Below are 22,802 nucleotides of genomic sequence, written 5' to 3'. Positions count from 1 at the left end.
GCAATAATGATCTTCATTTTATAGATATAAAAAAGTAGTAAATATGGCCTTTTGACAATCTGGCGTGTTTCTGGTTCTGACCTGATCTAGAAGCCTGATGGTTGAGTGGATTATCTCCCGGATACGTGACAATGACATCGATTTTGATATGCAGTATGATCAGCTGGCTTTTTCAGTCAGCTCGGGTTCTCTGATCTATCGACCGTGAGATTGCCGCAACAATCATTGCCGTGGCGCACGGGCTGAAGCTGCGTGTATTGGCGAAAGGTATCGAACCGGAACAGCAACTGAATTTCCTGCACCAGCATGGCTGTGATTATTACCAGGGATTCTTGTTCTACCGGCCGGTACCGGTAATCGAGCTGGAAGCATTGCTGCAGAGCACTCAGCACCCCGGTAAGGCTGCACAGACAGCAGATAGTAATGAAAATGGCTGCAGAACTATTGCTGCAGCCACAAAGAATAAAAACTTATGGTCACTTTGTTCGTTTTCGGTCATCCATTTTTTAAAAAAAGCGGAGATGATCGAAGAATACCAGGAAAGGTAGCCTGTTTTTCCTCAGGGAGGAAAAGGCGCTCCGCAAGTACCGCTGCACATCAGATTGACCAGCGGATATTTTCTGTCATCGGTAATTAGCCGGTTGACCCAGTCTTTCAGGTAAATACCCCCCGCACTTTTTTCAGTATAAAAAACACCTGGTGCAAATGCATCGACCAGCCCGATGTGATATGTCCCTGCACTGATATAGTATTTCGAATTACGGTTGATCAGGGCATTGGCATTCAATGAAGTCAACATTCTCAAGCTCCATTCTACTGCCGTTGCCGGTGTCAGATTGAACCACTGGTTGGGATCGTTGACCCCCTGATCCGTCTTTCTCATGGTGTTGAGGAATAACATCTGAACACCATCCCAGGCGGTCGTCACATAAGCAAACTTGCTATTGGCGAAATGGCGCTCGATCCCGGTTGCCAGACTGGTGAAAAAGTTGAGTGCATTATAGCTGCTGATTCGATTAATTCCCGGTATCCAGGTTGCGAGTGTATGCTCAGTTCCCCATGGGCCATCGGGTTCAAAAACCGTATCCAGAAAATTGCTGGTGAAGATTCCTGCTCCTGCGTCAGACAGTAGTGAAATTTTTGTTTGTCCTGGATAAATGCTGTGTATCCGAGGGAAATTCATTAAAGCGCCATAAGAACCTGCGCTGGATCCCGCTACCAGTACTTGTTCGGTACCTGGTCGATCGGCTCGGTGTTTCAGCCATTCTCGCATTGCCATAAAGTTATCAAAACCGCGATGTTGCACGAGAACGGGATTACCATGATTGATAATTCCTGAAGGATCGACATAGACTTCGTTTTTCGAGCCAATATGGGCATCTCCCGTGCAATAGGGGACGAAAACCATATTCCAGTCTTTAAGCGGGTTATCTGCACGAGTGAAATCCAGTATTCCACCCAGTTCTTCAGGATCGTTTTCGTTTTCAATCGAAGGATTGTAGGAAGGCCGGGTTGTTTGTGTAACTGGCACGGTCAGCGAAGTCAGGCACGTTGCACCATTCCAGCAGGCGCCTCCTCCGTTGAAATAGATGAGTGTTTTTGCTTTGGTGCCTTTCCGGTAATAAAAATGAAACGGTTTATTGGGTAAACCGGCTTCATCCGGTAAATGACTGAACGCACAACCGGGTTTGATATCTTTATAGCGTCCGTCATCATCCAGAATGGTCGACACGTTATCGGGTATTTCGATCTTTTCCCATCCCACTGCATACGCTGCCGAGAAAAAAGAGATCAGTAACATTGAAATCAACACAGCCAGATTGAATTTCAGCATTTTTTATCCTTTTTGTAAGTTTATTGTTTATATTGGTATCTGTAGCCGTAACATCTTTTACTGCCGGATTCCATGGTAATACCTGATACTGGGTCATAAGATTCGGAAGAATACCTCTTTTTAAATGGGGGTGCTCATATTCATTTAGTTTGTCGGGGAAGCAGGTGATCTGCTTCAAAACAGGCACAGACGATTATTAACAGAGGAAATATAATGAAACGGGAAACACTTGCCATTCATGGCGGTTTTGCCGGTGATCCGCAGACTCATGCAGTCGCGGTTCCCATTTATCAGACCACCAGCTACTATTTTGATGATACTCAGCATGGGGCCGATCTGTTTGATCTGAAGGTGCAGGGTAACATCTACACACGCATCATGAACCCGACTACTGCAGTTCTGGAAGAAAGAGTGGCATTACTGGAAGGAGGAGTGGGAGCGCTGGCCATGGCTTCTGGCATGGCGGCCATTACAGCCTGTGTGCAGACTTTGGCCAGGGCAGGTGATAACATCATCTCTACCAGCCAGGTTTACGGTGGCACCTATAATTTCTTTTGCCATACGTTACCTAATCTGGGCATTGAAGTTCGCATGGTGGATGGCCGCAATCCGGCCGCTTTTGCTGATGTTATCGATGACAATACCAGAATGGTTTATTGCGAGTCAGTCGGAAACCCGGCTGGTAACGTGGTGGATATTGCCGCGCTGGCTGAAGTAGCGCATGCAGCAGGTGTGCCGCTGGTAGTGGACAATACCGTACCAACCCCGGTGCTTTGTCGTCCTTTCGAACATGGGGCCGATATCGTCGTCCATGCGCTGACCAAATACATGGGCGGTCACGGTACCAGCATCGGTGGAATCATTGTGGATTCCGGTAAGTTCACCTGGAAAGACAACCCGCGTTTTCCACAATTCAACAAGCCTGACCCCAGTTATCACGGTGTGGTCTATGTGGATACATTTGGTCCGGCCGCGTTTATCGGTCGTGCACGTGTAGTACCGTTGCGTAACATGGGAGGAGCAATTTCACCTTTCAACTCTTTTCTGATTCTGCAAGGTATCGAAACTTTGCCGTTGAGGATGGAGCGCCATTGCGCCAATGCGCTGGCGATTGCACGTTATCTGCAAGGGCACCCCAAAGTCAGTTGGGTCAATTTTGCCGGTCTTGAAGATAACCGTGATTATGCACTGGTGCAGAAATATATGGATGGCGGTATTCCTTCATCGATCCTGAGCTTTGGTATCAAGGGTGGGCGCGAGGCTTGTGCTCGCTTTATGGACAGACTGATGCTGATCAAACGGCTGGTTAACATCGGGGATGCCAAAACGCTGGCTTGCCACCCGGCGACGACCACCCACCGTCAGCTCAATGATGAAGAACTGGCGAAAGCCGGTGTCAGTGCTGATCTGGTGCGTTTATGTGTCGGCATCGAGCATATCGACGATCTGATTGCTGACATTGAGCAGGCTTTTCAGGGAGTGTGAGAATCCGTCGGGGGCTCGGTGGGTATGGTTTTATTGATATTATCGGATGACGAACTGCCGGCAGGTTTTACCCGCGGCACAGGACGACTTGTCAATAAAACATGTAACGCGAACAGGAAGGCGATACTCCAGCCTGACGCAGCCATTATCAGCAGCATTTCCCGATGATCGCTGAAATCTGCCGCCATGCGCGCTACGGCGGCGATCGACATGCATCCTGTCATGATGACGATTTGCGGTATGCGTGAGGGATATTGTTTTACGTGCAGAAGCGTTACACGTACGATGACGTTCGTCGCCAGTGTACCCAGTGCACCGACAGTAATGGCATGCACTGCGGTACTGAAATGACTGCCGCCATCCAGTTTTGTTATCCCCAGCAGTATCAGCCCCAATGCCAGCCAGCCGTAACCCAGTGCGAGACAGATCAGATCAGGACGTGCCAGACAGTGCCATAATCGCCAACGGAACAGGCGTATGCCTGCCAGTATTCCGCAGAGGATCAGCAGCATGCCGGAAAGCGGGGCAGCTACAGGTGTCAGCAAATAAGCGACCGTAATGGTAATGATCAAACTTGCTTCGATATTGGGCTGCACTCTGGCCTCCAACTCCATGCCCTGGCGATAAAATTCTCCAGCGGCAGCGGGTGCCAACATACGGCCACCAATGAACAGCATCAGCAATGCAAACAGCTGCACGCTTTCATCGATCAGATAACGGTGCAGCGGGTATTCATCAAGCCGGCCAGCCAGAATGGCTGCAACCGTGACTGCACAGATCAGACCAAGTAAGGGAACGAGTGAGCGGTTACGCCATTTTTTGGCAGCCCACAGACGAGGGAGCAGTTGCCGGGCAAACAGCATAACGAATAAGGCATTGAACACCAGGGCAGGCCAGGAAAAAGGAACAGCCAAGCCCGCTATTCTTGCCAGCAGCCAGAAACACAGAAACCATATCAGTCGCCGGGCAGGCATGGGTCCCAGCAAGTAGCCTGCAATCAGTGCCGGCGCAAAACCAAACAGCATTTCAAAAGCGTGCCCGGTTGGCACGGACAGTATAACAGGACCGAAACCGTATCTTGCCAGCTGGGTCAGCGGGATGATGAATATTGCATAAATGCATGCTGCCGTAAAAAACCAACGGTGGGCATATACCTTGGTTTCTCCCGGAAGATACCGGAAAGATCCATTGCTTGATTGGGCCATATTCATTTTCATACTGTCATACTGCTGTAAACGGTTTCCAGGAGAGGAGCACAACCGGAGTGATTTCTTGTGCCTGCAGCAGCGGTGGATTGCCGTGTTCTGTTCTAGTCGTTGTGCGTTTGCGCCTGGGTAATCAGGCTGCCGGAGGGTACGCTGCGTGTCAACCAGACGTTGCCACCGATGGTGGAACCTTTTCCGATAGTGATACGTCCCAGAATGGTTGCTCCTGCGTAAATGACAACATCATCTTCAACGATGGGGTGACGGGCGATTCCTTTTACCAGTGCGCCGTTTTCATCTACCGGGAAATGTTTTGCACCCAGGGTGACAGCCTGATACAGGCGTACGTTCCTGCCAATGATGGAAGTTTCGCCAATGACGACACCGGTACCGTGGTCGATGAAAAAACGCTCGCCGATCTGCGCACCGGGATGGATTTCGATACCGGTTTGCGAATGAGCGATCTCCGAAATCATGCGGGCGATCAGCGGCATATCCAGTTGATACAGTTCATGTGCCAGCCGGTACCAGGTAATGGCCGCAACCCCAGGATAGCATACCAGTACTTCATCGATACACCGTGCTGCCGGATCACCTTCATAGGCGGCCAGAACATCACCATCGAGCAGGCGGCGGACTGCAGGCAGCCGCTTGGCAAATGCTTGAGTAATTTCAGCTGCTTGTGCGTAAGTTTCCTGATCAAGCTCTTCAGTTCCCGAGTTGAAGTGCAGCTCGTGCTGAATCTGGATCAGGAGGGCGCGTAACGTTGAATTCAGGATGTGGCCGACATAATGATCGACGCCTTCTACTGCCAGATCAGATGGCCCTAGTCGATTAGGGAACAAGGCCGTACGCAGGCCTTCGATGATTCCGGCCAGAATTTTGCGGGAGGGCAGCCGGGGCGGCCTGAGATGTCCCTGCCGGTCGAGAAGCGCAGTAGTGCGTACGTTACGCAATTCAGCCACGACTTCATTAATTTGCAAATGTGTGCTCTTCAGCAGCAAATCACCTGCAACACTGATATCTGTCACAATACCCCCTGTTTCTTATTATGATCAAACAATATCCGGGAAAATATTGCCCGGAGAACCTGCCGGCCATGCCGGGAATCAGCCCGGGCAGATGGTTGCGGAATTGGAAAAACAGGTGGCCTATTGTACCCGCCCGCATCACTTTTGCTATCCTGAGATTGCTGATTGACACTTAAAATGGTCGATTGTCGTGTTATGCCAGCGCGAGCGGATGTGTGTACTTAACCGGAGAGGAAAATAACTGATGGATCAATACCTGCTGTCGGGTGACATCGGGGGAACCAAGACTCTGTTGCGCTCTGCCGTGGTCAGGAGCAAGGAGGTTGAATTCCATCATGAGCATCTCTATGACAGCCACCAGTACGATGATTTTGACGCCATTCTGACAGATTTTATGGAACGATCCGGTTGCCAGCCGGTTGCTGCTTGCCTGGCAGTAGCCGGGCCGATCGTCGAACAACAGGTCCATCTGACCAATCTACCCTGGACGATCAGTGCGGTTGGCATTGCAGAAAAATTCTCGATTCCCGCCGTGAAAATTATCAATGATTTCGAGGGAACAGCAGCTTCCATAGAGATATTGCCACAAGATGATCTGATTACATTGCAGACCGGTAAATATTCTGCTCCGGCGATGCGCGTCGTGCTGGGTGCGGGGACCGGCATGGGTGTTGCCTGGCTGGCTTGGCGTGGACAATACTATGAGCCTCTTGCGACTGAGGCTGGACATATTGATTTTGCACCGACCAGTGCTATCCAGATCGAACTGCTCCGGTATCTGATGGCAAGATATCACCGTGTTTCGATTGAGCGATTGCTTTCCGGTCAAGGGCTGACTCATATTTTCAATTTTCTGCAAACCCGTACCACGGAAGATACTCATCTCAAAAGTATTGAACTGAATACCGATGATGGTGCTACCGTGACCCGCCTGGCATTCGAACATCATTACCCGATTGCTTTACAGGCACTGGATCTGTTCGTGGAAATTTACGGTACCTATGCAGGCAACCTGGCGCTGGCGGGGTTGTGCCGTGGTGGTGTCTATATTGCGGGAGGGATCGCACCGCGCATCATCCGGATTTTGCAGCAACCCGGTTTCATCGAAGCATTTTGCAATAAGGGACGATACAGTGCGTTGGTGCGCGAGATCCCTGTGTATGTGGTGATGAACCCGAAGGCCGGACTGCTGGGTGCCGGATTGCTTGCACAGCGCATGCTGCAAAACGGTAGAGTAGCTGAAGGATAGCTGAATGAACGGTTATGAAACCCTGATCGCGACACTGGCCCTGACCATGGGAAGCTCCTGGGCGAGCGGGATCAATCTGTACGCCGCATTACTCATACTCGGCCTAGGGGGAGTTACCGGCAACATCACTTTGCCAAGTGAGCTGGCGGTACTGGAAAACCCTTTCGTTATCGGGGCGGCGGCGGTCATGTACTTGATTCAGTTTTTTGCTGACAAGATCCCGGGCATGGACAATATCTGGGATGCGGCACATACCTTCGTACGTATTCCAGCCGGCGCTATGCTGGCAGCCGGCGCAGTAGGAGACGTCTCTCCCGCGCTGGAGATTGCGGCGGGTATTCTCGGCGGTGGTACGGCGGCAACCAGTCATGCCACTAAAACCGGTACACGCCTGATGATCAATACTTCACCCGAGCCGGTAACCAACTGGACTGTCTCGATCAGCGAGGATCTGGTGGTGATTGCCGGGCTGTGGACGGCCCTGCATTATCCGATTCTGTTTATCATCCTGTTTATTGGATTCATCGGCTTGGCGATCTGGCTGTTGCCAAAACTGTGGACGCTGATCAGGGGATTGCTGATGAAAATGGCACGATTCCTGAAAATTACTTCCTTGCCTGTTTCCACCGGTGATAGTGCCAGGCAGGAAGAAAAGTAATCGTCTGGAGTGTATCCGTTTTCAGTGCTGGCCGGCCATTGAGATGATCAATTTCCTGCGTCTGCCATATTACTGCGAAAGATGAAGTATACGGCGCCAAGGATGCATAATCCCGCCCAAAGGTAGTCGAGTTTGAGTGGTTCCTTCATGTAGAACAGGCTGAAAGGAACGAATATCGACAGGGTAATGATTTCCTGCAGGATTTTGAGCTGCCCGAGGGACAAAATAGTGAACCCGATACGGTTTGCCGGCACCTGCAGCATATACTCGAAGAATGCGATTCCCCAGCTGACCAGCGCTGCTACCAGCCACGGTTTGGTACTCAGATCCTTCAGATGTGCGTACCAGGCAAATGTCATGAATATGTTGCTGATGGACAGCAACCCGATGGTAAGTCCAATCTCGCGCATGGTGAAATTCGGTGCTCTGTTTCGTTAATCCGTTTCGAACAATTCTACCGGCTTGAATTGTATGAGCCGGACAAACGGTATGTTTTGATCGGGTGATTCGATGAGCCGATCGACCAGCCGTCTTTTTTCTTTTCCTGTAATCACCAGAATGATGCGCTCGCTGTTGATGAGTGCGCGTAGACTCAGGCTGATGCGTAAAGAGGGCGCTGCCGGGGGGGTAGCAGTCTGACACAGGCTGGTGGTATCGGGATCGAGGGTCATACCAGGGAACAGTGAGGCAATATGGCCATCTTCTCCCAGCCCGAGGAGGATTAGGCTGAATGGCAACGGTAATTCTGCCAGGCGCATATTGATGTCAGTAATTGCCTGATCGGGATGAACATGCCCGGTCTTGAGAGCGATGAAATGAGGTTGTTGCTGTATATGTTGCAGGAAATGCTCACGTACCAACCGTTCATTGGAAAGTTCATTGGTCGGCTCAACCCAGCGTTCATCACTCAATGTAATGAAAACATGCTGCCAGGAAAGATCCATTTGCGCTAGTCGAGGAAGATAAACAGTGGGTGTGTGTCCGCCGGGAACGACCAGGCTGGCTTTGCCGCATCGTTCAATTGCATTGCGTAACGTTACTGCAACCGATTGTGCCAATGCCTCTGACAGCGAAGGCAGGCTACTGAAAGCGTGACGCTCGACTAAACGGCTACTGGACATAAATCAGGCACAATTTCGACTGATTCCGGAAAGGGGTTGTCATCTCCCGGGCGGACTCGACCAAGAAACGCGATTCCGTTCTGATGGGCGCTTTCGTAATCAACCAGCGCGTCACCGATCATCAATACACGTGCGGGTACAAGCGGATAGGCGGACAGAATATCGGCTACCAGTGTTTCTTTCAGCCTGGGAGAACCGCGTACTTCGGTAAAATAGCGAGACAACCCGCGTTGTTCGACGATCATGCGTAATTCACTCTCTGGTGTGCCGGAGGCGACGAACAATGGAATCTGATCCGCCATTCTGTGCAGCAATGCCTCCGCGCCTGTGACCGGCTGACATGAAATAACGGCATTCATGACCAGTTCGGAGAATCGCCGATCCAGTTCCTGCTCCTCTCCTTTGGTGAGCGGAGGATAGTGCAGCAGATTCTGCTGGAAATAGTGAAATTTGAGGTAGCGTGACATGCCGCCATTGGCGCGATGGTAAGCGACTGCGGCTTGTGCGATTGTTTCGCCATGGTGGCGGTACAGTTCGGCAAAGGCCTGTGCTTTGATGTCACCGGACTCCACGATGACACCATCGAAATCAAAGATGATGGCCTGCCAGTAGTCAACAGGGCGGGTCGATATGTTCATGCCTGATTATCGGTGGAGGAAGGAATCGTACCGCCTTCTTCGTTGCCATGACGGATCTGCTGGTAAATTTCCTGGATACAGTCGAGCAATCCCTGACCCAGATCTACATGCTCATTGAGCACGAGCTTGCGGCCGACACGTGGTTGAAATGCATAAGGCGTGATCTGGTAATGGTGCCCCGGTTTGGCCTGATCGAAATGCAGATCGACCTCCCAGGGTAACATTTCTGAAATCATGATCATGACATCGCGTATGCGCAGCTTTTCCTGTCCAGTCAGGATCAAATGCCGGTTGGCAAATTCCGGGGCGAGAATCTGTACGCTCATCCGTGCGGCATCTTCGACGTGGATGTATTCCCTGATCGATTCTCCACTGCCGCGATAAGTGATGGCATGCTGCTGTATGGCTTCGTGCAGCATACGATAGATACCATTGCGCCCGTCCGAACGTCGGCCGTACAATGATCCGTAGCGCAGGATGGTGTATTGCAGTCCGTAGCGTTCGTGATAGGCTTCAGTGAAGCCTTCGGCTGCCTGTTTGCTGGCGCGATAGAAAGAACCGGTTTCCGAATAAACATAGACGCTGCTGGCAAAGATGAAGCGGCGCACCCCTGCAAGCCGGGATGCCTCGAGCGCGTGCATGTTACCGAGTACATTGATGCTGGCTGTACCGAGCGGGTTGTCATGGGCTTCGTCGATATCGGCGATGGCCGCAAAATTATAGACGGCAGCAGCATCCTGAACAGCATTGGATACCTGGTCGATATCCATCAGATCGCCGATGATCATTTCCTGATCGGATCGTCGAAACGGGGATGGGTTACGGTCGAACAGGCGCACCTTGTAACCCGCATTGGACAGAGCATCAGCGACGTGGCTGCCCAGAAAGCCGCCTGCGCCAAGTACGACGGCTGTTTGACCGGATTGTATCGTTTCACTCATCGATCAAACCTGTTTCGATCAATCCTTGCTTCAGATTTTCTGCAGCTTCAATCTCCATACGCTGCCGGGTTTCTCGCGCCAGTGAGCCAATATGGGAAGTCAGTATCGCCTGTTTACATTCACACAAAGGCCCGTGATAAGGTTCCTGCTCAAAACTATCCAGAGCGGCAGCTTCGAGATGGTTGTTATTCAGTGCTGCGCACAAGGCAGTTTCATCGACTAGCCCGCCACGGGCGGCGTTGATGAGAATCGTTCCCGATTTCATACGGGCAATGGCTTCGGCGTCGATCAAATGGTGAACTGCCGGGGAATAAGGCAAATGAAGGGTAATAAGATCGGCTTGTTCGAGCAGGGTGGTCAGCGCAACGAGTTCGACTCCGTCAGGCGCCAGCTGCAAATAGGGATCATGTACGATGACTTGTGCGCCGAATGCCTGACATAATTTTGCGACTCGCCGTCCGATATGCCCGAGCCCGACGATGCCGACCGTGCGTGCAGCCAGCAGTCTCCCCTGTGAACGGGGCCATTCCCCCTGGCGTACGGAGTGGTCGATACGGTTGATCTGGCGCAGGCAATCGAGCATCAATCCCAGTGTCAGTTCTGCAACAGCCTGTGCCGGGGCTTCAGGTGTGTTGGAAACTTTGATATTCAGCTGCCGGGCAGCTTCCAGATCGACATTATCCAAGCCGGTGCCGCAGCGCGCGATGACGCGTAAAGCATTGGCGCTTGTCAGTACATTTTCCGTAAGCGGTTCGACGCCAGCCAGCAGTGCCACCGTGTCATTGCCCAGCAGGGTGATGATTTCGTCTTCGGTGAGCTTGCGTTGCCACGGGTTCCCGGTGATGGTGAAACCTTGTGCGCGCAGCTGCTGTATGGCCGGATTATGATCGAAGCCGAAAGATGAAGTGGAAACGACGATTTTACTCATATAGGCGTTCTGATGATGTTCAGGTGGTTGCGGCAGAGGGAATCGAGCATGCGGATATCCAGACTGTATCCCAGAAAGGTGAAACCCTGTCCGATACGTTGCTGCAACATGGCTGGATCAGGTTCGATGACATGAACTCCACCTGCCTTGTGATGACGGATTCCAGCCTGGAGTATCTGCCGGATGGCTGCCTGGACATCAGGATGCTCCAGTTCGCCAGGCCGCCCCATCGATCCCGACAAATCATAGGGGCCGATGATATAGGCATCGATACCGGGAGTGGACAGAATTGCGTCGATATTCTCGATGGCCTGGATATGTTCGATCATCGCGATGATGACGGCGTTGTCACGCAACCATTGCCGATATGCCTGAAAACTTGCGCCATAACCCTGAGCGCGCGCCAACCCCACACCGCGGGTGCCTTCAGGCGGGTAATAAACCGCATTGACCGCGGCGCGGGCATCCTCCGCAGATTTGATCATAGGTACCATGATCCCGCTGGCACCGGCATCCATGACACGCTTGATCTGGTCGGGATGATTGGAAGTCAGCCGCACGATGGCCGGACATTGCTGTCCGTCCAGTACCTGAATGATGGCTTGTACTTCACTGAGTTCCAGCACACTGTGTTCGGTATCGAGTACGAGCCAGTCGAAACCGGCTTTGGCCATGATCTCGGCAATCGAGGGATGGCCCAGGGTGATCCATGAACCGATGGTCAATTCATGGCGGGCGAGTCGGGTTTTCAGTGACATGGGAATTCCGGTCAATATTTCAGGATTTGCGGTATTCAGCCAGCAGCGGATCAGTGGCCATCAATTCCGCGACACGTATCAGATCAGTTTCGGTATCGACTGCTTGCGTGTCATGACTGGTTTCCACCATTCTGACATGACGGCCATGTTCCATCAGGCGCAGCATATCGATCGATTCAAGTTGTTCCAGCGGAGTGGGTGGTAGCTGACTGTATTCAATCAGGCAGGTGCGCGTAAATGGAATGATACACACCTGTTTGTAGACAGCGGTTGCGCCAAAGCCGCCGGGAGCCAGTGTCGGAATCGGCTGACGGGTCATGTACAGGGCATTTCCCTGTTGATCCATGACGACCTTGATGGTATTGGGGTTGCGGAAATCGGTTTCATCGTCGATACGTCGTGTCAGATTGACGCATTCCAGTTCCGGCTCAGTGTGAAAAGGTGCTACGGCGGCATCGATCATGGAAGGGTGAACCATCGGTTCATCTCCCTGCACCATGACGATCAGATCGGCATCGGTGTGTGCGACGGCTTCCGCGATGCGGTCGCTGGCCCGTTCGTGACGGTCGGAGGTCATGATGACGGGCGCTCCAAAGGCGGTTGCATCCTGCCGGATCGCTTCATCGCAGGTAGCGATATAAGTCGCACTGAGCGACTTGCTCATGGCAACACGCTGGTAAACATGCTCCAGCATGGTGTACCCCAGCAGTTGGGCCAGCGGTTTGCCGGGGAAGCGCGATGAGCCCATACGTGCCGGAATGATGGCGATTGTTTTCATGATTGTGAATTCGGGTGGATGGCTGATTTTGCAGAATATGATGAAGCAAGTGGATAGGTCCTGTCAGCAAGGTGAATGAACACTGCTGTAAAGTGCCGGGTTCAGGAGTGTTGTGTACTTTTATAATGATGCATTTTTGCAGGTATTATATTTCCCCACACCAATGCGTGGCATGATAACACAGCTATGAAAGCCTTATTTTTTCTGCGTCACTATAACGATATCGATCATATAACACCGGTTATCGCCGCATGGGTCGAAGCTGGCCATACATGCGATGTAGTACTGATCGGGGCCGGCAAGTTCCGTCATGATTTCCGCATCAGCTACCTGGCAAGTCTGGAAGGTATCAGGGTAGCGCATATCCGGGAATTGCTGGCAGGGTGGCTTTACTGCGCCTGGCGGTTGCAGATGCTGTTGCTGACAGGAAATTTGCGCCGATCATTCATGGGCCCGTTCGTAAGCTGCCTGGCGGAGATCCATGATGCTGAGCGGCGTAAACCATTGTGGCAAAAAGTTGCGAGGATACTGCTGGCTCGCAGTTTCAAGGATAGGGAACAGGGCGTGTTGGCGTTCGACTGGATTGAACGTAATTCGGTCATTGCGACAGAGTGGGTGGAGACGATCGTTTCCATGGCGCGTGACCGGGGAGTGGGCACGGTATCGCTGCCGCACGGCGACAGCCCGCATGCCAATCAGTTGATTCGGCGGGGTGAGTGGCGATTGGGGCCGGATATGACTTTTTCAACTGCTCGAATCTTCGATCGGGTAGTAGTTCCAAACGAATTGTGTGCACAACGTTTTCGTCCATTTATGCCGGGGAGTGCGATTGCTGTGCTTGGTTCTCCTCGCTTCAGCAGAAAATGGCTGGACAGGCTGGCTGAGTTGATGCCATCTTCACCTTTGATTCGTTCGGAGGACCAGCTTAGGATCGTGATATTTCTGAGAAAAGCAAACTTCACTACTTTCTGGGAAGAGGTAAGTGAGGTCATTCATCTGATCGCCGCTTTTCGTGATGTGGAGATCATCATCAAGCCACATACCCGCAGTGGCTGGAAACAGTCGCTGACACGCAACAAATCACTGAAAAAACTGGCGAACGTAAGCGTGGCAGATGATTCCGTGCATTCTATTTACCTCATGAACTGGGCAGATATATGTATCGATTTGGCAACGTCGGTGGTATTTGAGGCGATACGCTGTGGCAAACCTGTGCTGGCAGCAGATTATCTGCATGCCGGGCGCTCTGCTGCTGCTGTTTACATGCCGGAAACAGAATTACGTTGTCGAGATGATGTGTACCGGAAAATCAGTGATTTTCTTGCTAAAGGTTGTGATGAGTTTTATGTGGAAGCGCATCGACAATGGTTCATTAGCGAAATGCTGGATGTCGGCGGGCAGGATGTATTGCCGCGATATATAGCGTTGCTGGAAGCAGTGGGTTCTGGCAGGAAATAAACGAATATCTGCTTTACCCGGCTTCATGAAAATCTGAGAGGATCTGCTTTGAAAGATTGGTTTATGCAAAGTTGGTGTGAGTTATTGGTGCGGCTTGCGCTGGTATTTTTTTGTTTCACACTCTGGCCAAAGGGGGTGATTTACTGGGGAATGGGTGTGTTGGTTCTTGCCTGGCTGATGGATGGAGGGATATCCAGATTCTCCAGTCTGGTTAAAGAGCCTTTGGTTGTGGGCATTTTGTTATTTTGTGGTGTATGGATGCTTGGCCTGCTGTGGAGTGATTTCGCAGCAATTTTCCAGGGAAAATGGAGAAAGTATTTTATCCTGTTGACGTTTATTCCTCTGTTTTCCCTCCTAAGCAAGGAACGTTTACCCTGGGTGACTGGAGCACTGTTTTGCAGTTATCTGGGTATGGTGATATCGGGCAGTTATCAATGGGCAATGCAGGGAATGCAGGGAACTCCTTTGTTTGACATGTCCTACTTATCCTACTCATCAGCTTTGGGAATCGGTGTCATCCTGGCGGTCTTTCTGGGTTGGGAAACATTATCGAGAGGAAAAAGATTGCTGTCGATTCTGTCATGGCTGATGGCTATGCTACTGCTATTTCTCCAATTTAATCAGAGTGCCAGAGGAATACTATTTGCTACCTTGGTGGTACTGTTACTGATGATCATTTTACGATATCGGGCAGAGTGGAGAACGTTGGTGAGTGGTTTGATTGTAATCGTAACCACAATCGTGTTGTTTGCCAGCAGCAGTGATATTTTTAATGACAGATTGCAGCAGATCGGTGCAGACTTGCAATCTTTTCAGCAAGGAGACTATCAAACGAGTGTGGGTTACCGGCTTGCAATGTGGGATGTCGGTCTGCATGGCATTGCTGAACATCCTTTGTTGGGGCATGGTTCGGGTATGGCAGAAAAGTATTTTGATGACAGTATCATCACTTATAAACAGGGAATTTACAGAAATTTGCCGGAATTTCAGAAAACTGCGCATTTCCATAATGAATTGATCGAGATTGGTATGCATCTCGGGTTGCTGGGTGTACTGGCCTTCGTATTTTTACTATGGTGTTGGTTTCAGATTTTCAGGCAAAACCGAATGACCTTATTGGGTAGTGCAATCGTATGTTTCATTTTCATATCCGGATTGACTGATACTTTTTTGTTATACAGTAGGATCCCGCCATTTCTGCTGACAGTGACAGCCATAGCTGTTTGCTGGCAGAAATATAGGGAAGCCCCTGACAGAACCGGACAGGAATATACGAGCAATAAAGGGAAGGGAAATCAGAATCCGCAAATATTTTTAATGAGTGCCTGACCATGCAGATTTCCCGGGTTTTCACTATTGATAAACTGGCTACTATTTATGATTGTTGACCCGATCATTGAACATTACATGCGTACACTGGCTGGACGGTTTGATCACCCGATTCTCGATGAGATGGAGGTGTTTGCGCTGGAAAAAGATTTCCCGATCGTCGGCAGGCTTGTTGGCATCTCGCTGGAAATTTATGCGAAGATGATTGGAGCACGCAGGGTTTTCGAGTTTGGTAGCGGGTATGGATATTCTGCTTACTGGTTTGGCAGGGCGGTTGGGCCTGATGGGCAGGTTGTTTGTACGGATAGCAACCCACTCAATCGGGAACAGGCAGAGCAGTATCTTGCTGCCGCCGGGCTGTGGGAAAGGATGAATTTTTGTACGGGCTATGCCCAAGATATATTTGGGCAGATAGAGGGAGATTTCGATATCTGCTACAACGATGCCGATAAAGGGGGATATCCTGATATTTGGCTGATGGCCCGAGAACGGATCCGCTCTGGTGGTTTGTATATTGCTGACAATGTATTGTGGCATGGCCGGGTAGCTGCGGAAGATTCTGCAGATGCCAAACCGGACTGGACCAAAGCAATCAGAGAACATAATCGATTGATTTCGACAGACCCAGAGTTTGATGCCTTTATCAATCCAACCCGTGATGGCGTTATCGTGGCACGTAGAAAAATGGCATAATAGAGCTAGTATCCGGTCATTTCTGTTTTTACCATTTCTTGTCAAGGAGAGTTTTTCATGCAAATCCATGTATACGATACCTATGTCAAAGCCAAAGACGGGCATGTTATGCATTTTGATGTATTCACGGATGTCAGGGATGACAAAAAGGCTATTGAATTTGCAAGACAATGGCTTTCTTCGATCGGAGAAGAAGGGGCAACCGTAACCAGTGAGGAATGTCGCTTCTGTCACAGCCAGAAAGCACCTGATGAGGTAATCGAAGCAATTAAACAGAACGGCTACTTCATTTATAAAATGGAAGGATGTAACTGATAAACCACGGGTAAACGGCCCGCACCCGGGTGTTGGGCCAGACTATGCCGATAATTATGGAGTCTGATGCAATGAGACGGATATTCGCAAAAGCACTGATGCTGTCAGCCGTTTCTTTTATGGCCAGTAGCCCGGTGCAGGCTGCCGATCCTGAGGTAATCGGGGAGTTTGACGACTGGGTTGCCTATGTTTATACAGAGGATGGCAGCAAGGTTTGTTATATGGTTGGCAAACCCAAGAAAGAAGAAGGTAACTATACCAAGCGTGGAGCAGTTTATGCACTGGTCACGCACCGTCCGGCCGAGAAGAGCAAAAACGTGTTCAGCTTCGTTGCGGGTTATTCCTATAAGACGAACAGTGAAGTGACGATCAGTATTGGCGGTCAGCGTTTCAAACTGTTTACCCAGAATGAGACCGCATGGGCGCCTGATTCGGCAACTGATAATAGACTGGTAGCAGCGATACGTGGCGGCAGTCAGATGGTGGTGAACGGAACATCTTCGCAGGGAACAACCACAACTGATACTTTCGGCCTGAAAGGATCAACTGCGGCTTACACTGCTATTTCCAAAGAATGTGGAATCAAGTGAGATCACATACATGGGCGATAAAATAACCATTTATCAGAAATCAACCTGCAGCAAATGCCGTGAAGCTCTGTCCATTCTCGAAGAAAGCGGTAAAGAGTTTGACAGTATCAATTATTATGACGACCGGCTGACGGTCGAGATGTTACGTGAACTCGTACGTAAATTGGGTATTCCGGTAAGGGATCTGTTGCGCGCAGACGAACCGCTTGCCAAAGGTATGGAATCAGTGGATGATGATGAGCTGTTACAGCTGATGGTGGCGAATCCTGATCTGATTCAACGTCCGATTGTTGTTCGTGGTGACAGTGCAGTACTGGGACGACCACCGGTGAGAATAAAAAAACTTTTGGATAACTAAATTGAAACTGACTCAATAGCTGATTCTTAACTAGAGTCAGTAACAGAGTCTAGTTTTGCAGCTTGTTTGAATAACAAAACTTTAAGGTTCTGCCATTTTCCCCAGACAGTCACCAGTGTGCGAAGAAGGAAAGGAACTTCCGGGGCAATCCAGATTTCTGTAACACGCCTGTCTATACGTTTCCAGCCTCGCAGCAAGATTCGGACTGCCGAGTACAACTTCAAGTCATAGTTGTATATTTGCAGACTGGTTAACTGGCTTGATTGTGCTGGTGTTAGCCAGTGAACGTAGCCACCATCGTGAAGAACCTGATTCATGGTGCTGATAAGTTCTTCATCAAGGTCTGTCAACGTGCAGTTGACCGTAAGTAATAGTAGGTTTTGCTGTGCTTTCGGGTAACGTGACAGGTAAAGAGCCCGGTTGCGCCGAGATAACGGGAAGCGATCATCACCAAACGATCCCCCTTTTTTGTGGTAAATATGAGCTTCGGGGTGAACTCCGAAACGCCAGCCATTGAGATCAAGACGACGTCCAAGATCAATATCTTCGTAATACCCGCGACCGAAGATTGGATCAAATCCCCCGATTGCGAGGAAAATATCGCGACGTATCAGGAAAGCATGTCCGCGTAAATAGTAGTTGCGGATATAGTTGCCAGGATACAGTGCATAACGGCTAAGATCGAAATTGTCGTAACTGTTTCCTGCGGGAACAATGGCCGCCAGCTTCGGATCTGCGTCAAAAGCAGAGCAGAGGAGGGGCAGGATATTGTGTTTAACCTCAGTGTCAGAGTTGAGAATCAATACATAAAATGCATCAGACCGGCTAACAGCTGTATTGACTGCTGTGCCGAAACCCTCATTCTTTTCTGCGTGAAAAACTTCCACACGTGAGTAGGGGAGATGATCCAGCATTGCACGTGTTTCACTGTCAGATGCATCATCCTGAATGAGCACCCTGTGTATGGATTTCCCGAGATGAGTAATGACGGAATCAATACAGCGCCTGGTCAGGACAGGTGCATTGTGAACCGGTATTACGATATCAATACGCTTTGAATGAGACCGTATTGTTTCATCCAGCATGGCTTGGAAACTGGTTTTAGAGAGGAAAGCTTTCTTTCTGTAATGCTTTAGCCATTTCTAGATTGCACTGAAAAAGACGACTCTCCTCCTGAATGAAGGGTATTACGGGCTCTTGATTAAGGCTGAAGCGCTTCTGCCGCATTTTCTTGCCGAGCAGCACTGCGTGTAGGTAGCTTTTCCCGGATTCTTGCAGCTTTGCCGGATCTGTCTCTCAGATAATAAAGTTTTGCCCGGCGTACTGCACCGCGCCGTTTGACTTCCATGCTCGCAATGAGGGGTGAATAAGTCTGGAACGTACGTTCGACTGCTTCTCCACTGGATATTTTTCTTACGATAAATGAAGAATTGAGTCCACGATTGCGTTTGGCGATAACGACTCCTTCAAAAGCCTGCACACGTTTACGGTCACCCTCTACTACATTTACGTTAACTACGAGCGTATCACCTGGTGAAAAATCAGGGATAGTTTTTCCCAGCCTTTCAATTTCTTCCCGTTCCAGCTGTTCAATCAAGTTCATTTCATTGCTCCTGTTCTTTAATGTTATCTATTTCTATCGATTGGTTAGCAACCGTTTTACCTCGTAGTTGCTCGAATTCAGCCAGTAATTCCTGTTCCCTGCCAGAGAGCCCTTCCGGGTATTTTTCTGCTAACAAATCCGGCCTTTTCAACCAGGTTCTGCCAATGGATTGTTGCAGACGCCAGCGTTCTATTTTTGCATGGTCACCGGATAACAGTATCCGCGGGACCGGTTTTCCCTTATACACTTCTGGCCGGGTATAGTGCGGATACTCCAGTAAATGATCCGTGTGAGAGTCTTGTCCGGCTGACCGTGTATCACCCAACGCCCCTGGTAATTGTCTTACCACCGCATCAATTAAAACCATTGCTGCCAGTTCCCCACCGGAAATCACATAATCCCCGATTGAAATTTCTTCGTCTACCTGATTCTCAATCAGCCTTTCATCAATTCCTTCGTAACGACCACAGAGCAGCACAACCCCATCCAACTGAGAAACCTGTAAAACTTTTTTGTGGTTCAGTCGCTTACCTTGTGGTGTAAGGTAAATGACACAGGTTTTGCTGACCCCGTCTTTGCCCTGTCTGGCTTTTGCATCTGTAATCGCCTTATCCAATGGCTCAGCCATCATGACCATACCTGGGCCCCCGCCATAGGGCGAATCATCTACCGTCCGATAATGGTTTGCGGCATAATCACGAGGATTCCATGTGTGCAGTCGATATAAATTACTTTTATATGCCCTGCCTGTTACACCATGTTGCGTGACAGCATCAAACATATCTGGCAGCAGTGTGATGACGTCAAACTCGAACGGCATGATATGAGATTTAATAGCCTAATTCCCAATCTACTGTGATTTGTCGTGATCTCAGATCTACCTGTCTGATAACCTGATCGACGAAAGGAATCAATTCCTCTTTGCCGCTCCTGGATAATCGGACTCGTAATACATCATTTGCCCCGGTTTCAAACAAACCAGCCACTGTGCCAAGTGTCTCACCCTGTACATTGACAACGCTGATCCCAATCAGATCTGTCCAGTAGTAACCGTCTTTTCCATCTTCTGATAGTAGAGGCAATTGACTACGAGGTACTGCGACCAGCAATCCCTTCAGTTCAGATACGCTCGTCCGGTCGCTATACTCAGCGAGGGTAACGATCAGCAGATTATCATGAATGGAAAAGGTGGCCGGATGCACGATTTGCCAGTTCTTTTCATCTTTGCTGAGCCACCACACGGAATATTCTGTTAACCCGTTAATATACTCAGTAAAGGGAGTGACTTTGATCTGACCTCGAATACCATGCGGCCCAATGATCCGACCCAGCACAACCATAGGCTCCTTTGGTAGAAGGAGCCCTGTTTCACTCCTGTGGTTGTACGGCTTTTTGTTGTCTGCCAAACTGTTTGACGAGTCGTGAAACGGTATCGGACAGCTGGGCTCCCTTGGATTGCCAGTAAGTCAGTCGATCCATCTGGATACGCAGACTTTCCTCGCCGCCAGTAGCACGCGGATTATAAAACCCGACACGTTCTATGAATTTGCCATCCCGCCGATTACGAGAATCAGCCACTACCATGCTGTAAAAAGGACGCTTCTTGGCGCCACCGCGTGCCAGTCTCACTACTACCATGTTGCCCCTTGTAAAAGTGGTTGTTTGTTAACTAAAACCACTAATTTTATGGCAGTTACCGCTTGCATGGCAAGCAGTAAATTAAACGGGGATTGGCTATGTATTCAAAAAAGATCGTGGCAGAATCAGAATGATCAACTGTAATTATTCGACCAGGAATTATCCAAATCATACAATGATTCGATTTTGCTGAAACAGCTGGCTTGAAGACTATGAAAAATACTGATCGAAATGATTCGCCAGCCGAAAAGCTGTTGACTGAAGCCAATCGCTGCGTGGCGTGTGGGTTATGTCTGCCTCATTGTCCAACTTATCATTTGACACATTCTGAAGCAGATTCACCACGCGGGCGGATTGCGCTGATGAGTGGAGTCGTCAGCGGGCGTATTCCTCTGAATGAGAGATTCGTTCAGCATATGGATCGGTGTCTGACTTGTCGTGCCTGCGAGCAGGTTTGTCCGAATAATGTCGCTTATGGTCAGTTGATCGATGGTGCACGTGTCATGATTCGTGAGCATTCATCCATACAAAAAGAAAGTCAGCATAAAAAGAGCCAGTTAATAGGTTTTCTGGAACGGGAATTGATTGCCAAGCCTGGCCGATTCGACAGCTTACGGCCAGTGCTACGTTTGCTGGCCGGCAGTGGCCTGCTGTCATTACTATTGCGACTGAAGACTTTTAAAAAAAACGCTTTGATCCAATCTCTGCTGTTTTTGACGACTCGTAATCTGCCGGGGCAGTTGTGGCATCGTTCATATCCGGCCAAGGATACACTGCGCGGTGAAGTGGGATTGTTTCTGGGGTGTATCGCAAGGCTGATCGATACTGAAACGCTGCTTTCATCCGTGTTTGTGCTGAACCGGCTGGGCTATACGGTGCATGTGCCAGATACGCAAACCTGTTGCGGGGCACTGTATCAGCACAGCGGCCGGATCGATGCAGCCAGATCGCTGGCACAACGAAATTTCCATGCTTTTGAAGGCTTGAATATTCAGGCGATCATCAATACCGCTTCCGGCTGTGGTGTTCAATTGACGGAATACTCATCACGACTGGATGCCGGATTTTCTGTGCCAGTAATGGATATCAGCCAGTTTCTCGATGGACAGGAGTGGGATGAGGTCGATTTTGCACCTTTGTTACGCAGAGTTGCCGTGCATGAGCCGTGTACACTGCGTAACACTTTACGTGCTTCGAAACATCTGTACCCTTTGCTTCGACGTATTCCGGGAATTGAGGTGGTGGAGCTTCCCGGTAACGAACAGTGTTGTGGTGCGGCCGGCACTTATTTTCTCGATCAGCCAGAGTTTGCGCAATCCTTGCTCAATGCGAAATTGCAGGCTTTTGAGAACACTGGTGCAGATTGTCTGGTGACAGCGAATATCGGTTGTGCTTTGCATATTGCCAACGGATTGGCGAGGAAAGGAACAAATATAGAGGTTTTGCATCCGGTAACATTGCTCGCACGGCAAATGCGTATAAAATGAAAGCTTGGATTGATCTGGCGTAAAACACAAAATCAACCAAAGCAGGCAATGGAGAATTTTATGTTGAATATCGATAAATTGATCATAGGTTTTGATAACGCCTTACGGACATTACTGGCTCCTGCCAATACCTTGCGCCCGGTACCGGGGAAGGATCTGCCTGAAAATGAGCTGAGTGAGATCGAAAAACGTGAATCTGCAGCACTGATGCGTATCAATCATGTGGGTGAAGTTTGTGCTCAGGCACTTTATCAGGGGCAGGCCCTGACAGCGCGTAATGACCGAGTACGACAGGCGTTGGACCAAGCGGCACGTGAAGAAACCGAGCATCTTGCGTGGACAGAGCGCCGCATTGCGGAGCTGGGCGGGCGTAAAAGTTTTCTGAATCCATTGTGGTATGGCGGATCGTTTACTCTGGGGCTGGTGGCTGGTGTGCTCGGTGATAAATGGAATCTTGGTTTTCTGGCTGAAACCGAGCGCCAGGTCGAGGCACATCTGGCAAGTCATCTGCAGCAATTGCCCCATCAGGATATTCGCAGCAGAGCCATCGTGACACAAATGAAAGTTGATGAAGCGTGTCACGCTACCATGGCAGTTTCGCATGGGGGAGGGCGGTTGCCTGCCCCAGTCAAAGTTGCCATGAAGTTCAGTTCCACGATCATGACACGCACCGCCTATTGGGTGTGAAAGCGGAAGAAAATTCTT

General features: G+C 49.9%; 27 protein-coding genes. 12 read left to right on the top strand and 15 right to left on the bottom strand.

Annotated elements, in window-relative coordinates:
* The first annotated feature begins 230 nt into the window (after positions 1-230).
* Positions 231-548 carry an EAL domain-containing protein gene (locus tag ABUL11_RS01750; RefSeq protein ID WP_350282145.1) on the top strand — a complete coding sequence of 106 codons (318 nt, stop codon included), beginning with the start codon at positions 231-233 and terminating at the stop codon, positions 546-548.
* Between the two features lie 11 nt (positions 549-559).
* On the opposite strand, the gene ABUL11_RS01745 is transcribed toward ABUL11_RS01750, so the two are convergent.
* Positions 560-1,834 (bottom strand): pectin acetylesterase-family hydrolase, encoded by a 1,275-nt coding sequence (locus ABUL11_RS01745; RefSeq protein WP_350282144.1) that lies wholly within the window; start codon positions 1,832-1,834, stop codon positions 560-562.
* Between the two features lie 213 nt (positions 1,835-2,047).
* On the opposite strand from ABUL11_RS01745, the gene ABUL11_RS01740 reads away from it, so the two are divergent.
* The gene (locus tag ABUL11_RS01740) at positions 2,048-3,319 is read left to right on the top strand and encodes an O-acetylhomoserine aminocarboxypropyltransferase/cysteine synthase family protein (RefSeq protein WP_350282143.1); all 1,272 of its coding nucleotides are present in this window, start codon (positions 2,048-2,050) and stop codon (positions 3,317-3,319) included.
* On the opposite strand, the gene ABUL11_RS01735 is transcribed toward ABUL11_RS01740, so the two are convergent.
* Positions 3,307-4,524 carry an NnrS family protein gene (locus ABUL11_RS01735; RefSeq protein WP_350282142.1) on the bottom strand — a complete coding sequence of 406 codons (1,218 nt, stop codon included), beginning with the start codon at positions 4,522-4,524 and terminating at the stop codon, positions 3,307-3,309. The two genes, ABUL11_RS01740 and ABUL11_RS01735, sit on opposite strands and share 13 nt — an antisense overlap.
* 104 nt (positions 4,525-4,628) lie before the next feature.
* Complete coding sequence (epsC, locus tag ABUL11_RS01730; protein WP_350282141.1) at positions 4,629-5,555, bottom strand: serine O-acetyltransferase EpsC; 927 nt, start codon at positions 5,553-5,555, stop codon at positions 4,629-4,631.
* Positions 5,556-5,799: 244 nt separating this feature from the next.
* Between epsC and glk the strand changes: the two genes are divergently transcribed.
* Together glk and ABUL11_RS01720 are read left to right on the top strand one after the other, a co-directional pair.
* The gene (gene glk, locus ABUL11_RS01725) at positions 5,800-6,804 is read left to right on the top strand and encodes a glucokinase (RefSeq protein WP_350282140.1); all 1,005 of its coding nucleotides are present in this window, start codon (positions 5,800-5,802) and stop codon (positions 6,802-6,804) included.
* A 4-nt stretch (positions 6,805-6,808) separates the two neighbouring features.
* Positions 6,809-7,462 (top strand): DUF4126 domain-containing protein, encoded by a 654-nt coding sequence (locus ABUL11_RS01720; protein WP_350282139.1) that lies wholly within the window; start codon positions 6,809-6,811, stop codon positions 7,460-7,462.
* A 47-nt stretch (positions 7,463-7,509) separates the two neighbouring features.
* Here the strand turns inward: ABUL11_RS01720 and ABUL11_RS01715 are convergent, their stop codons facing one another.
* The 7 genes from ABUL11_RS01715 to ABUL11_RS01685 are packed head-to-tail and all read right to left on the bottom strand — an operon-like array spanning position 7,510 to position 12,626.
* A complete protein-coding gene (locus tag ABUL11_RS01715; RefSeq protein ID WP_350282138.1) occupies positions 7,510-7,872 on the bottom strand; it encodes a DMT family protein in 363 nt (120 codons plus the stop codon).
* Positions 7,873-7,896: 24 nt separating this feature from the next.
* Positions 7,897-8,583 (bottom strand): 6-phosphogluconolactonase, encoded by a 687-nt coding sequence (pgl, locus tag ABUL11_RS01710; protein ID WP_350282137.1) that lies wholly within the window; start codon positions 8,581-8,583, stop codon positions 7,897-7,899.
* On the bottom strand, positions 8,565-9,221 hold the full coding sequence (locus tag ABUL11_RS01705; RefSeq protein ID WP_350282136.1) for an HAD family hydrolase: 657 nt from the start codon (positions 9,219-9,221) through the stop codon (positions 8,565-8,567). The genes pgl and ABUL11_RS01705 overlap by 19 nt, the downstream gene beginning before the upstream one ends.
* A complete protein-coding gene (locus ABUL11_RS01700; RefSeq protein ID WP_350282135.1) occupies positions 9,218-10,162 on the bottom strand; it encodes an NAD-dependent epimerase/dehydratase family protein in 945 nt (314 codons plus the stop codon). Before ABUL11_RS01700 ends, ABUL11_RS01705 begins: the two co-directional genes overlap by 4 nt.
* Positions 10,155-11,090, bottom strand: coding sequence for a phosphoglycerate dehydrogenase (locus tag ABUL11_RS01695; RefSeq protein ID WP_350282134.1), 936 nt, complete (start codon positions 11,088-11,090; stop codon positions 10,155-10,157). The genes ABUL11_RS01700 and ABUL11_RS01695 overlap by 8 nt, the downstream gene beginning before the upstream one ends.
* Positions 11,087-11,848, bottom strand: a complete 762-nt coding sequence (locus ABUL11_RS01690; protein ID WP_350282133.1) for an HpcH/HpaI aldolase family protein — start codon at positions 11,846-11,848, stop codon at positions 11,087-11,089. The genes ABUL11_RS01695 and ABUL11_RS01690 overlap by 4 nt, the downstream gene beginning before the upstream one ends.
* Before the next feature lie 19 nt (positions 11,849-11,867).
* A complete protein-coding gene (locus ABUL11_RS01685) occupies positions 11,868-12,626 on the bottom strand; it encodes a 3-deoxy-manno-octulosonate cytidylyltransferase (protein ID WP_350282132.1) in 759 nt (252 codons plus the stop codon).
* 186 nt (positions 12,627-12,812) lie between these two features.
* On the opposite strand from ABUL11_RS01685, the gene ABUL11_RS01680 reads away from it, so the two are divergent.
* From ABUL11_RS01680 to ABUL11_RS01655, 6 genes are all read left to right on the top strand, one after another.
* Positions 12,813-14,084, top strand: a complete 1,272-nt coding sequence (locus ABUL11_RS01680; RefSeq protein WP_350282131.1) for a hypothetical protein — start codon at positions 12,813-12,815, stop codon at positions 14,082-14,084.
* A 48-nt stretch (positions 14,085-14,132) separates the two neighbouring features.
* Positions 14,133-15,413, top strand: a complete 1,281-nt coding sequence (locus ABUL11_RS01675) for an O-antigen ligase family protein (protein WP_350282130.1) — start codon at positions 14,133-14,135, stop codon at positions 15,411-15,413.
* Between the two features lie 48 nt (positions 15,414-15,461).
* A complete protein-coding gene (locus ABUL11_RS01670) occupies positions 15,462-16,106 on the top strand; it encodes an O-methyltransferase (RefSeq protein ID WP_350282129.1) in 645 nt (214 codons plus the stop codon).
* 57 nt (positions 16,107-16,163) lie between these two features.
* Complete coding sequence (locus ABUL11_RS01665; protein WP_350282128.1) at positions 16,164-16,421, top strand: DUF2024 family protein; 258 nt, start codon at positions 16,164-16,166, stop codon at positions 16,419-16,421.
* Between the two features lie 71 nt (positions 16,422-16,492).
* Positions 16,493-17,011, top strand: a complete 519-nt coding sequence (locus ABUL11_RS01660) for an invasion associated locus B family protein (RefSeq protein WP_350282127.1) — start codon at positions 16,493-16,495, stop codon at positions 17,009-17,011.
* A gap of 10 nt (positions 17,012-17,021) precedes the next feature.
* Positions 17,022-17,369 carry an arsenate reductase family protein gene (locus ABUL11_RS01655; RefSeq protein ID WP_350282126.1) on the top strand — a complete coding sequence of 116 codons (348 nt, stop codon included), beginning with the start codon at positions 17,022-17,024 and terminating at the stop codon, positions 17,367-17,369.
* Between the two features lie 26 nt (positions 17,370-17,395).
* Here ABUL11_RS01655 and ABUL11_RS01650 read toward each other — a convergent pair whose 3' ends face one another.
* From ABUL11_RS01650 to rpsP, 5 genes are all read right to left on the bottom strand, one after another.
* Positions 17,396-18,454 carry a glycosyltransferase family 2 protein gene (locus ABUL11_RS01650; RefSeq protein ID WP_350282125.1) on the bottom strand — a complete coding sequence of 353 codons (1,059 nt, stop codon included), beginning with the start codon at positions 18,452-18,454 and terminating at the stop codon, positions 17,396-17,398.
* Between the two features lie 116 nt (positions 18,455-18,570).
* On the bottom strand, positions 18,571-18,972 hold the full coding sequence (gene rplS, locus ABUL11_RS01645; protein ID WP_350282124.1) for a 50S ribosomal protein L19: 402 nt from the start codon (positions 18,970-18,972) through the stop codon (positions 18,571-18,573).
* A gap of 1 nt (position 18,973) precedes the next feature.
* Positions 18,974-19,792 carry a tRNA (guanosine(37)-N1)-methyltransferase TrmD gene (trmD, locus tag ABUL11_RS01640; RefSeq protein WP_350282123.1) on the bottom strand — a complete coding sequence of 273 codons (819 nt, stop codon included), beginning with the start codon at positions 19,790-19,792 and terminating at the stop codon, positions 18,974-18,976.
* Positions 19,793-19,802: 10 nt separating this feature from the next.
* Complete coding sequence (gene rimM / locus ABUL11_RS01635) at positions 19,803-20,312, bottom strand: ribosome maturation factor RimM (RefSeq protein WP_350282122.1); 510 nt, start codon at positions 20,310-20,312, stop codon at positions 19,803-19,805.
* Positions 20,313-20,340: 28 nt separating this feature from the next.
* Positions 20,341-20,610: a 30S ribosomal protein S16 gene (gene rpsP / locus ABUL11_RS01630; protein WP_350282121.1), complete on the bottom strand. Its 270-nt coding sequence runs from the start codon at positions 20,608-20,610 to the stop codon at positions 20,341-20,343.
* A gap of 212 nt (positions 20,611-20,822) precedes the next feature.
* Here rpsP and ABUL11_RS01625 point away from each other — a divergent pair, with 212 nt between their 5' ends.
* Both ABUL11_RS01625 and coq7 read left to right on the top strand, forming a co-directional pair.
* On the top strand, positions 20,823-22,097 hold the full coding sequence (locus ABUL11_RS01625) for a (Fe-S)-binding protein (RefSeq protein WP_350282120.1): 1,275 nt from the start codon (positions 20,823-20,825) through the stop codon (positions 22,095-22,097).
* 60 nt (positions 22,098-22,157) lie between these two features.
* Entirely contained in the window at positions 22,158-22,784 is a 627-nt protein-coding gene (gene coq7, locus ABUL11_RS01620) for a 2-polyprenyl-3-methyl-6-methoxy-1,4-benzoquinone monooxygenase (RefSeq protein WP_350282119.1), read from the top strand.
* Positions 22,785-22,802: the final 18 nt, after the last annotated feature.

Origin of the sequence: Nitrosomonas sp., from assembly GCF_040256045.1 — a bacterium.
Classification (GTDB): Bacteria; Pseudomonadota; Gammaproteobacteria; order Burkholderiales; family Nitrosomonadaceae; genus Nitrosomonas.
This window is presented reverse-complemented; position numbering and strand designations above follow the sequence as displayed.

What these genes read in the sequence shown, in the direction of transcription:
- ABUL11_RS01745 (WP_350282144.1), bottom strand. Translation starts at nt 1,834, where the DNA reads ATGCTGAAATTCAATCTGGCTGTGTTGATTTCAATGTTACTGATCTCT.
- ABUL11_RS01740 (WP_350282143.1), top strand. Translation starts at nt 2,048, where the DNA reads ATGAAACGGGAAACACTTGCCATTCATGGCGGTTTTGCCGGTGATCCG.
- ABUL11_RS01735 (WP_350282142.1), bottom strand. Translation starts at nt 4,524, where the DNA reads ATGGCCCAATCAAGCAATGGATCTTTCCGGTATCTTCCGGGAGAAACC.
- glk (WP_350282140.1), top strand. Translation starts at nt 5,800, where the DNA reads ATGGATCAATACCTGCTGTCGGGTGACATCGGGGGAACCAAGACTCTG.
- ABUL11_RS01720 (WP_350282139.1), top strand. Translation starts at nt 6,809, where the DNA reads ATGAACGGTTATGAAACCCTGATCGCGACACTGGCCCTGACCATGGGA.
- ABUL11_RS01715 (WP_350282138.1), bottom strand. Translation starts at nt 7,872, where the DNA reads ATGCGCGAGATTGGACTTACCATCGGGTTGCTGTCCATCAGCAACATA.
- pgl (WP_350282137.1), bottom strand. Translation starts at nt 8,583, where the DNA reads ATGTCCAGTAGCCGTTTAGTCGAGCGTCACGCTTTCAGTAGCCTGCCT.
- ABUL11_RS01705 (WP_350282136.1), bottom strand. Translation starts at nt 9,221, where the DNA reads ATGAACATATCGACCCGCCCTGTTGACTACTGGCAGGCCATCATCTTT.
- ABUL11_RS01700 (WP_350282135.1), bottom strand. Translation starts at nt 10,162, where the DNA reads ATGAGTGAAACGATACAATCCGGTCAAACAGCCGTCGTACTTGGCGCA.
- ABUL11_RS01695 (WP_350282134.1), bottom strand. Translation starts at nt 11,090, where the DNA reads ATGAGTAAAATCGTCGTTTCCACTTCATCTTTCGGCTTCGATCATAAT.
- ABUL11_RS01690 (WP_350282133.1), bottom strand. Translation starts at nt 11,848, where the DNA reads ATGTCACTGAAAACCCGACTCGCCCGCCATGAATTGACCATCGGTTCA.
- ABUL11_RS01685 (WP_350282132.1), bottom strand. Translation starts at nt 12,626, where the DNA reads ATGAAAACAATCGCCATCATTCCGGCACGTATGGGCTCATCGCGCTTC.
- ABUL11_RS01680 (WP_350282131.1), top strand. Translation starts at nt 12,813, where the DNA reads ATGAAAGCCTTATTTTTTCTGCGTCACTATAACGATATCGATCATATA.
- ABUL11_RS01670 (WP_350282129.1), top strand. Translation starts at nt 15,462, where the DNA reads ATGATTGTTGACCCGATCATTGAACATTACATGCGTACACTGGCTGGA.
- ABUL11_RS01665 (WP_350282128.1), top strand. Translation starts at nt 16,164, where the DNA reads ATGCAAATCCATGTATACGATACCTATGTCAAAGCCAAAGACGGGCAT.
- ABUL11_RS01660 (WP_350282127.1), top strand. Translation starts at nt 16,493, where the DNA reads ATGAGACGGATATTCGCAAAAGCACTGATGCTGTCAGCCGTTTCTTTT.
- ABUL11_RS01655 (WP_350282126.1), top strand. Translation starts at nt 17,022, where the DNA reads ATGGGCGATAAAATAACCATTTATCAGAAATCAACCTGCAGCAAATGC.
- ABUL11_RS01650 (WP_350282125.1), bottom strand. Translation starts at nt 18,454, where the DNA reads ATGCTGGATGAAACAATACGGTCTCATTCAAAGCGTATTGATATCGTA.
- rplS (WP_350282124.1), bottom strand. Translation starts at nt 18,972, where the DNA reads ATGAACTTGATTGAACAGCTGGAACGGGAAGAAATTGAAAGGCTGGGA.
- trmD (WP_350282123.1), bottom strand. Translation starts at nt 19,792, where the DNA reads ATGCCGTTCGAGTTTGACGTCATCACACTGCTGCCAGATATGTTTGAT.
- rimM (WP_350282122.1), bottom strand. Translation starts at nt 20,312, where the DNA reads ATGGTTGTGCTGGGTCGGATCATTGGGCCGCATGGTATTCGAGGTCAG.
- rpsP (WP_350282121.1), bottom strand. Translation starts at nt 20,610, where the DNA reads ATGGTAGTAGTGAGACTGGCACGCGGTGGCGCCAAGAAGCGTCCTTTT.
- ABUL11_RS01625 (WP_350282120.1), top strand. Translation starts at nt 20,823, where the DNA reads ATGAAAAATACTGATCGAAATGATTCGCCAGCCGAAAAGCTGTTGACT.
- coq7 (WP_350282119.1), top strand. Translation starts at nt 22,158, where the DNA reads ATGTTGAATATCGATAAATTGATCATAGGTTTTGATAACGCCTTACGG.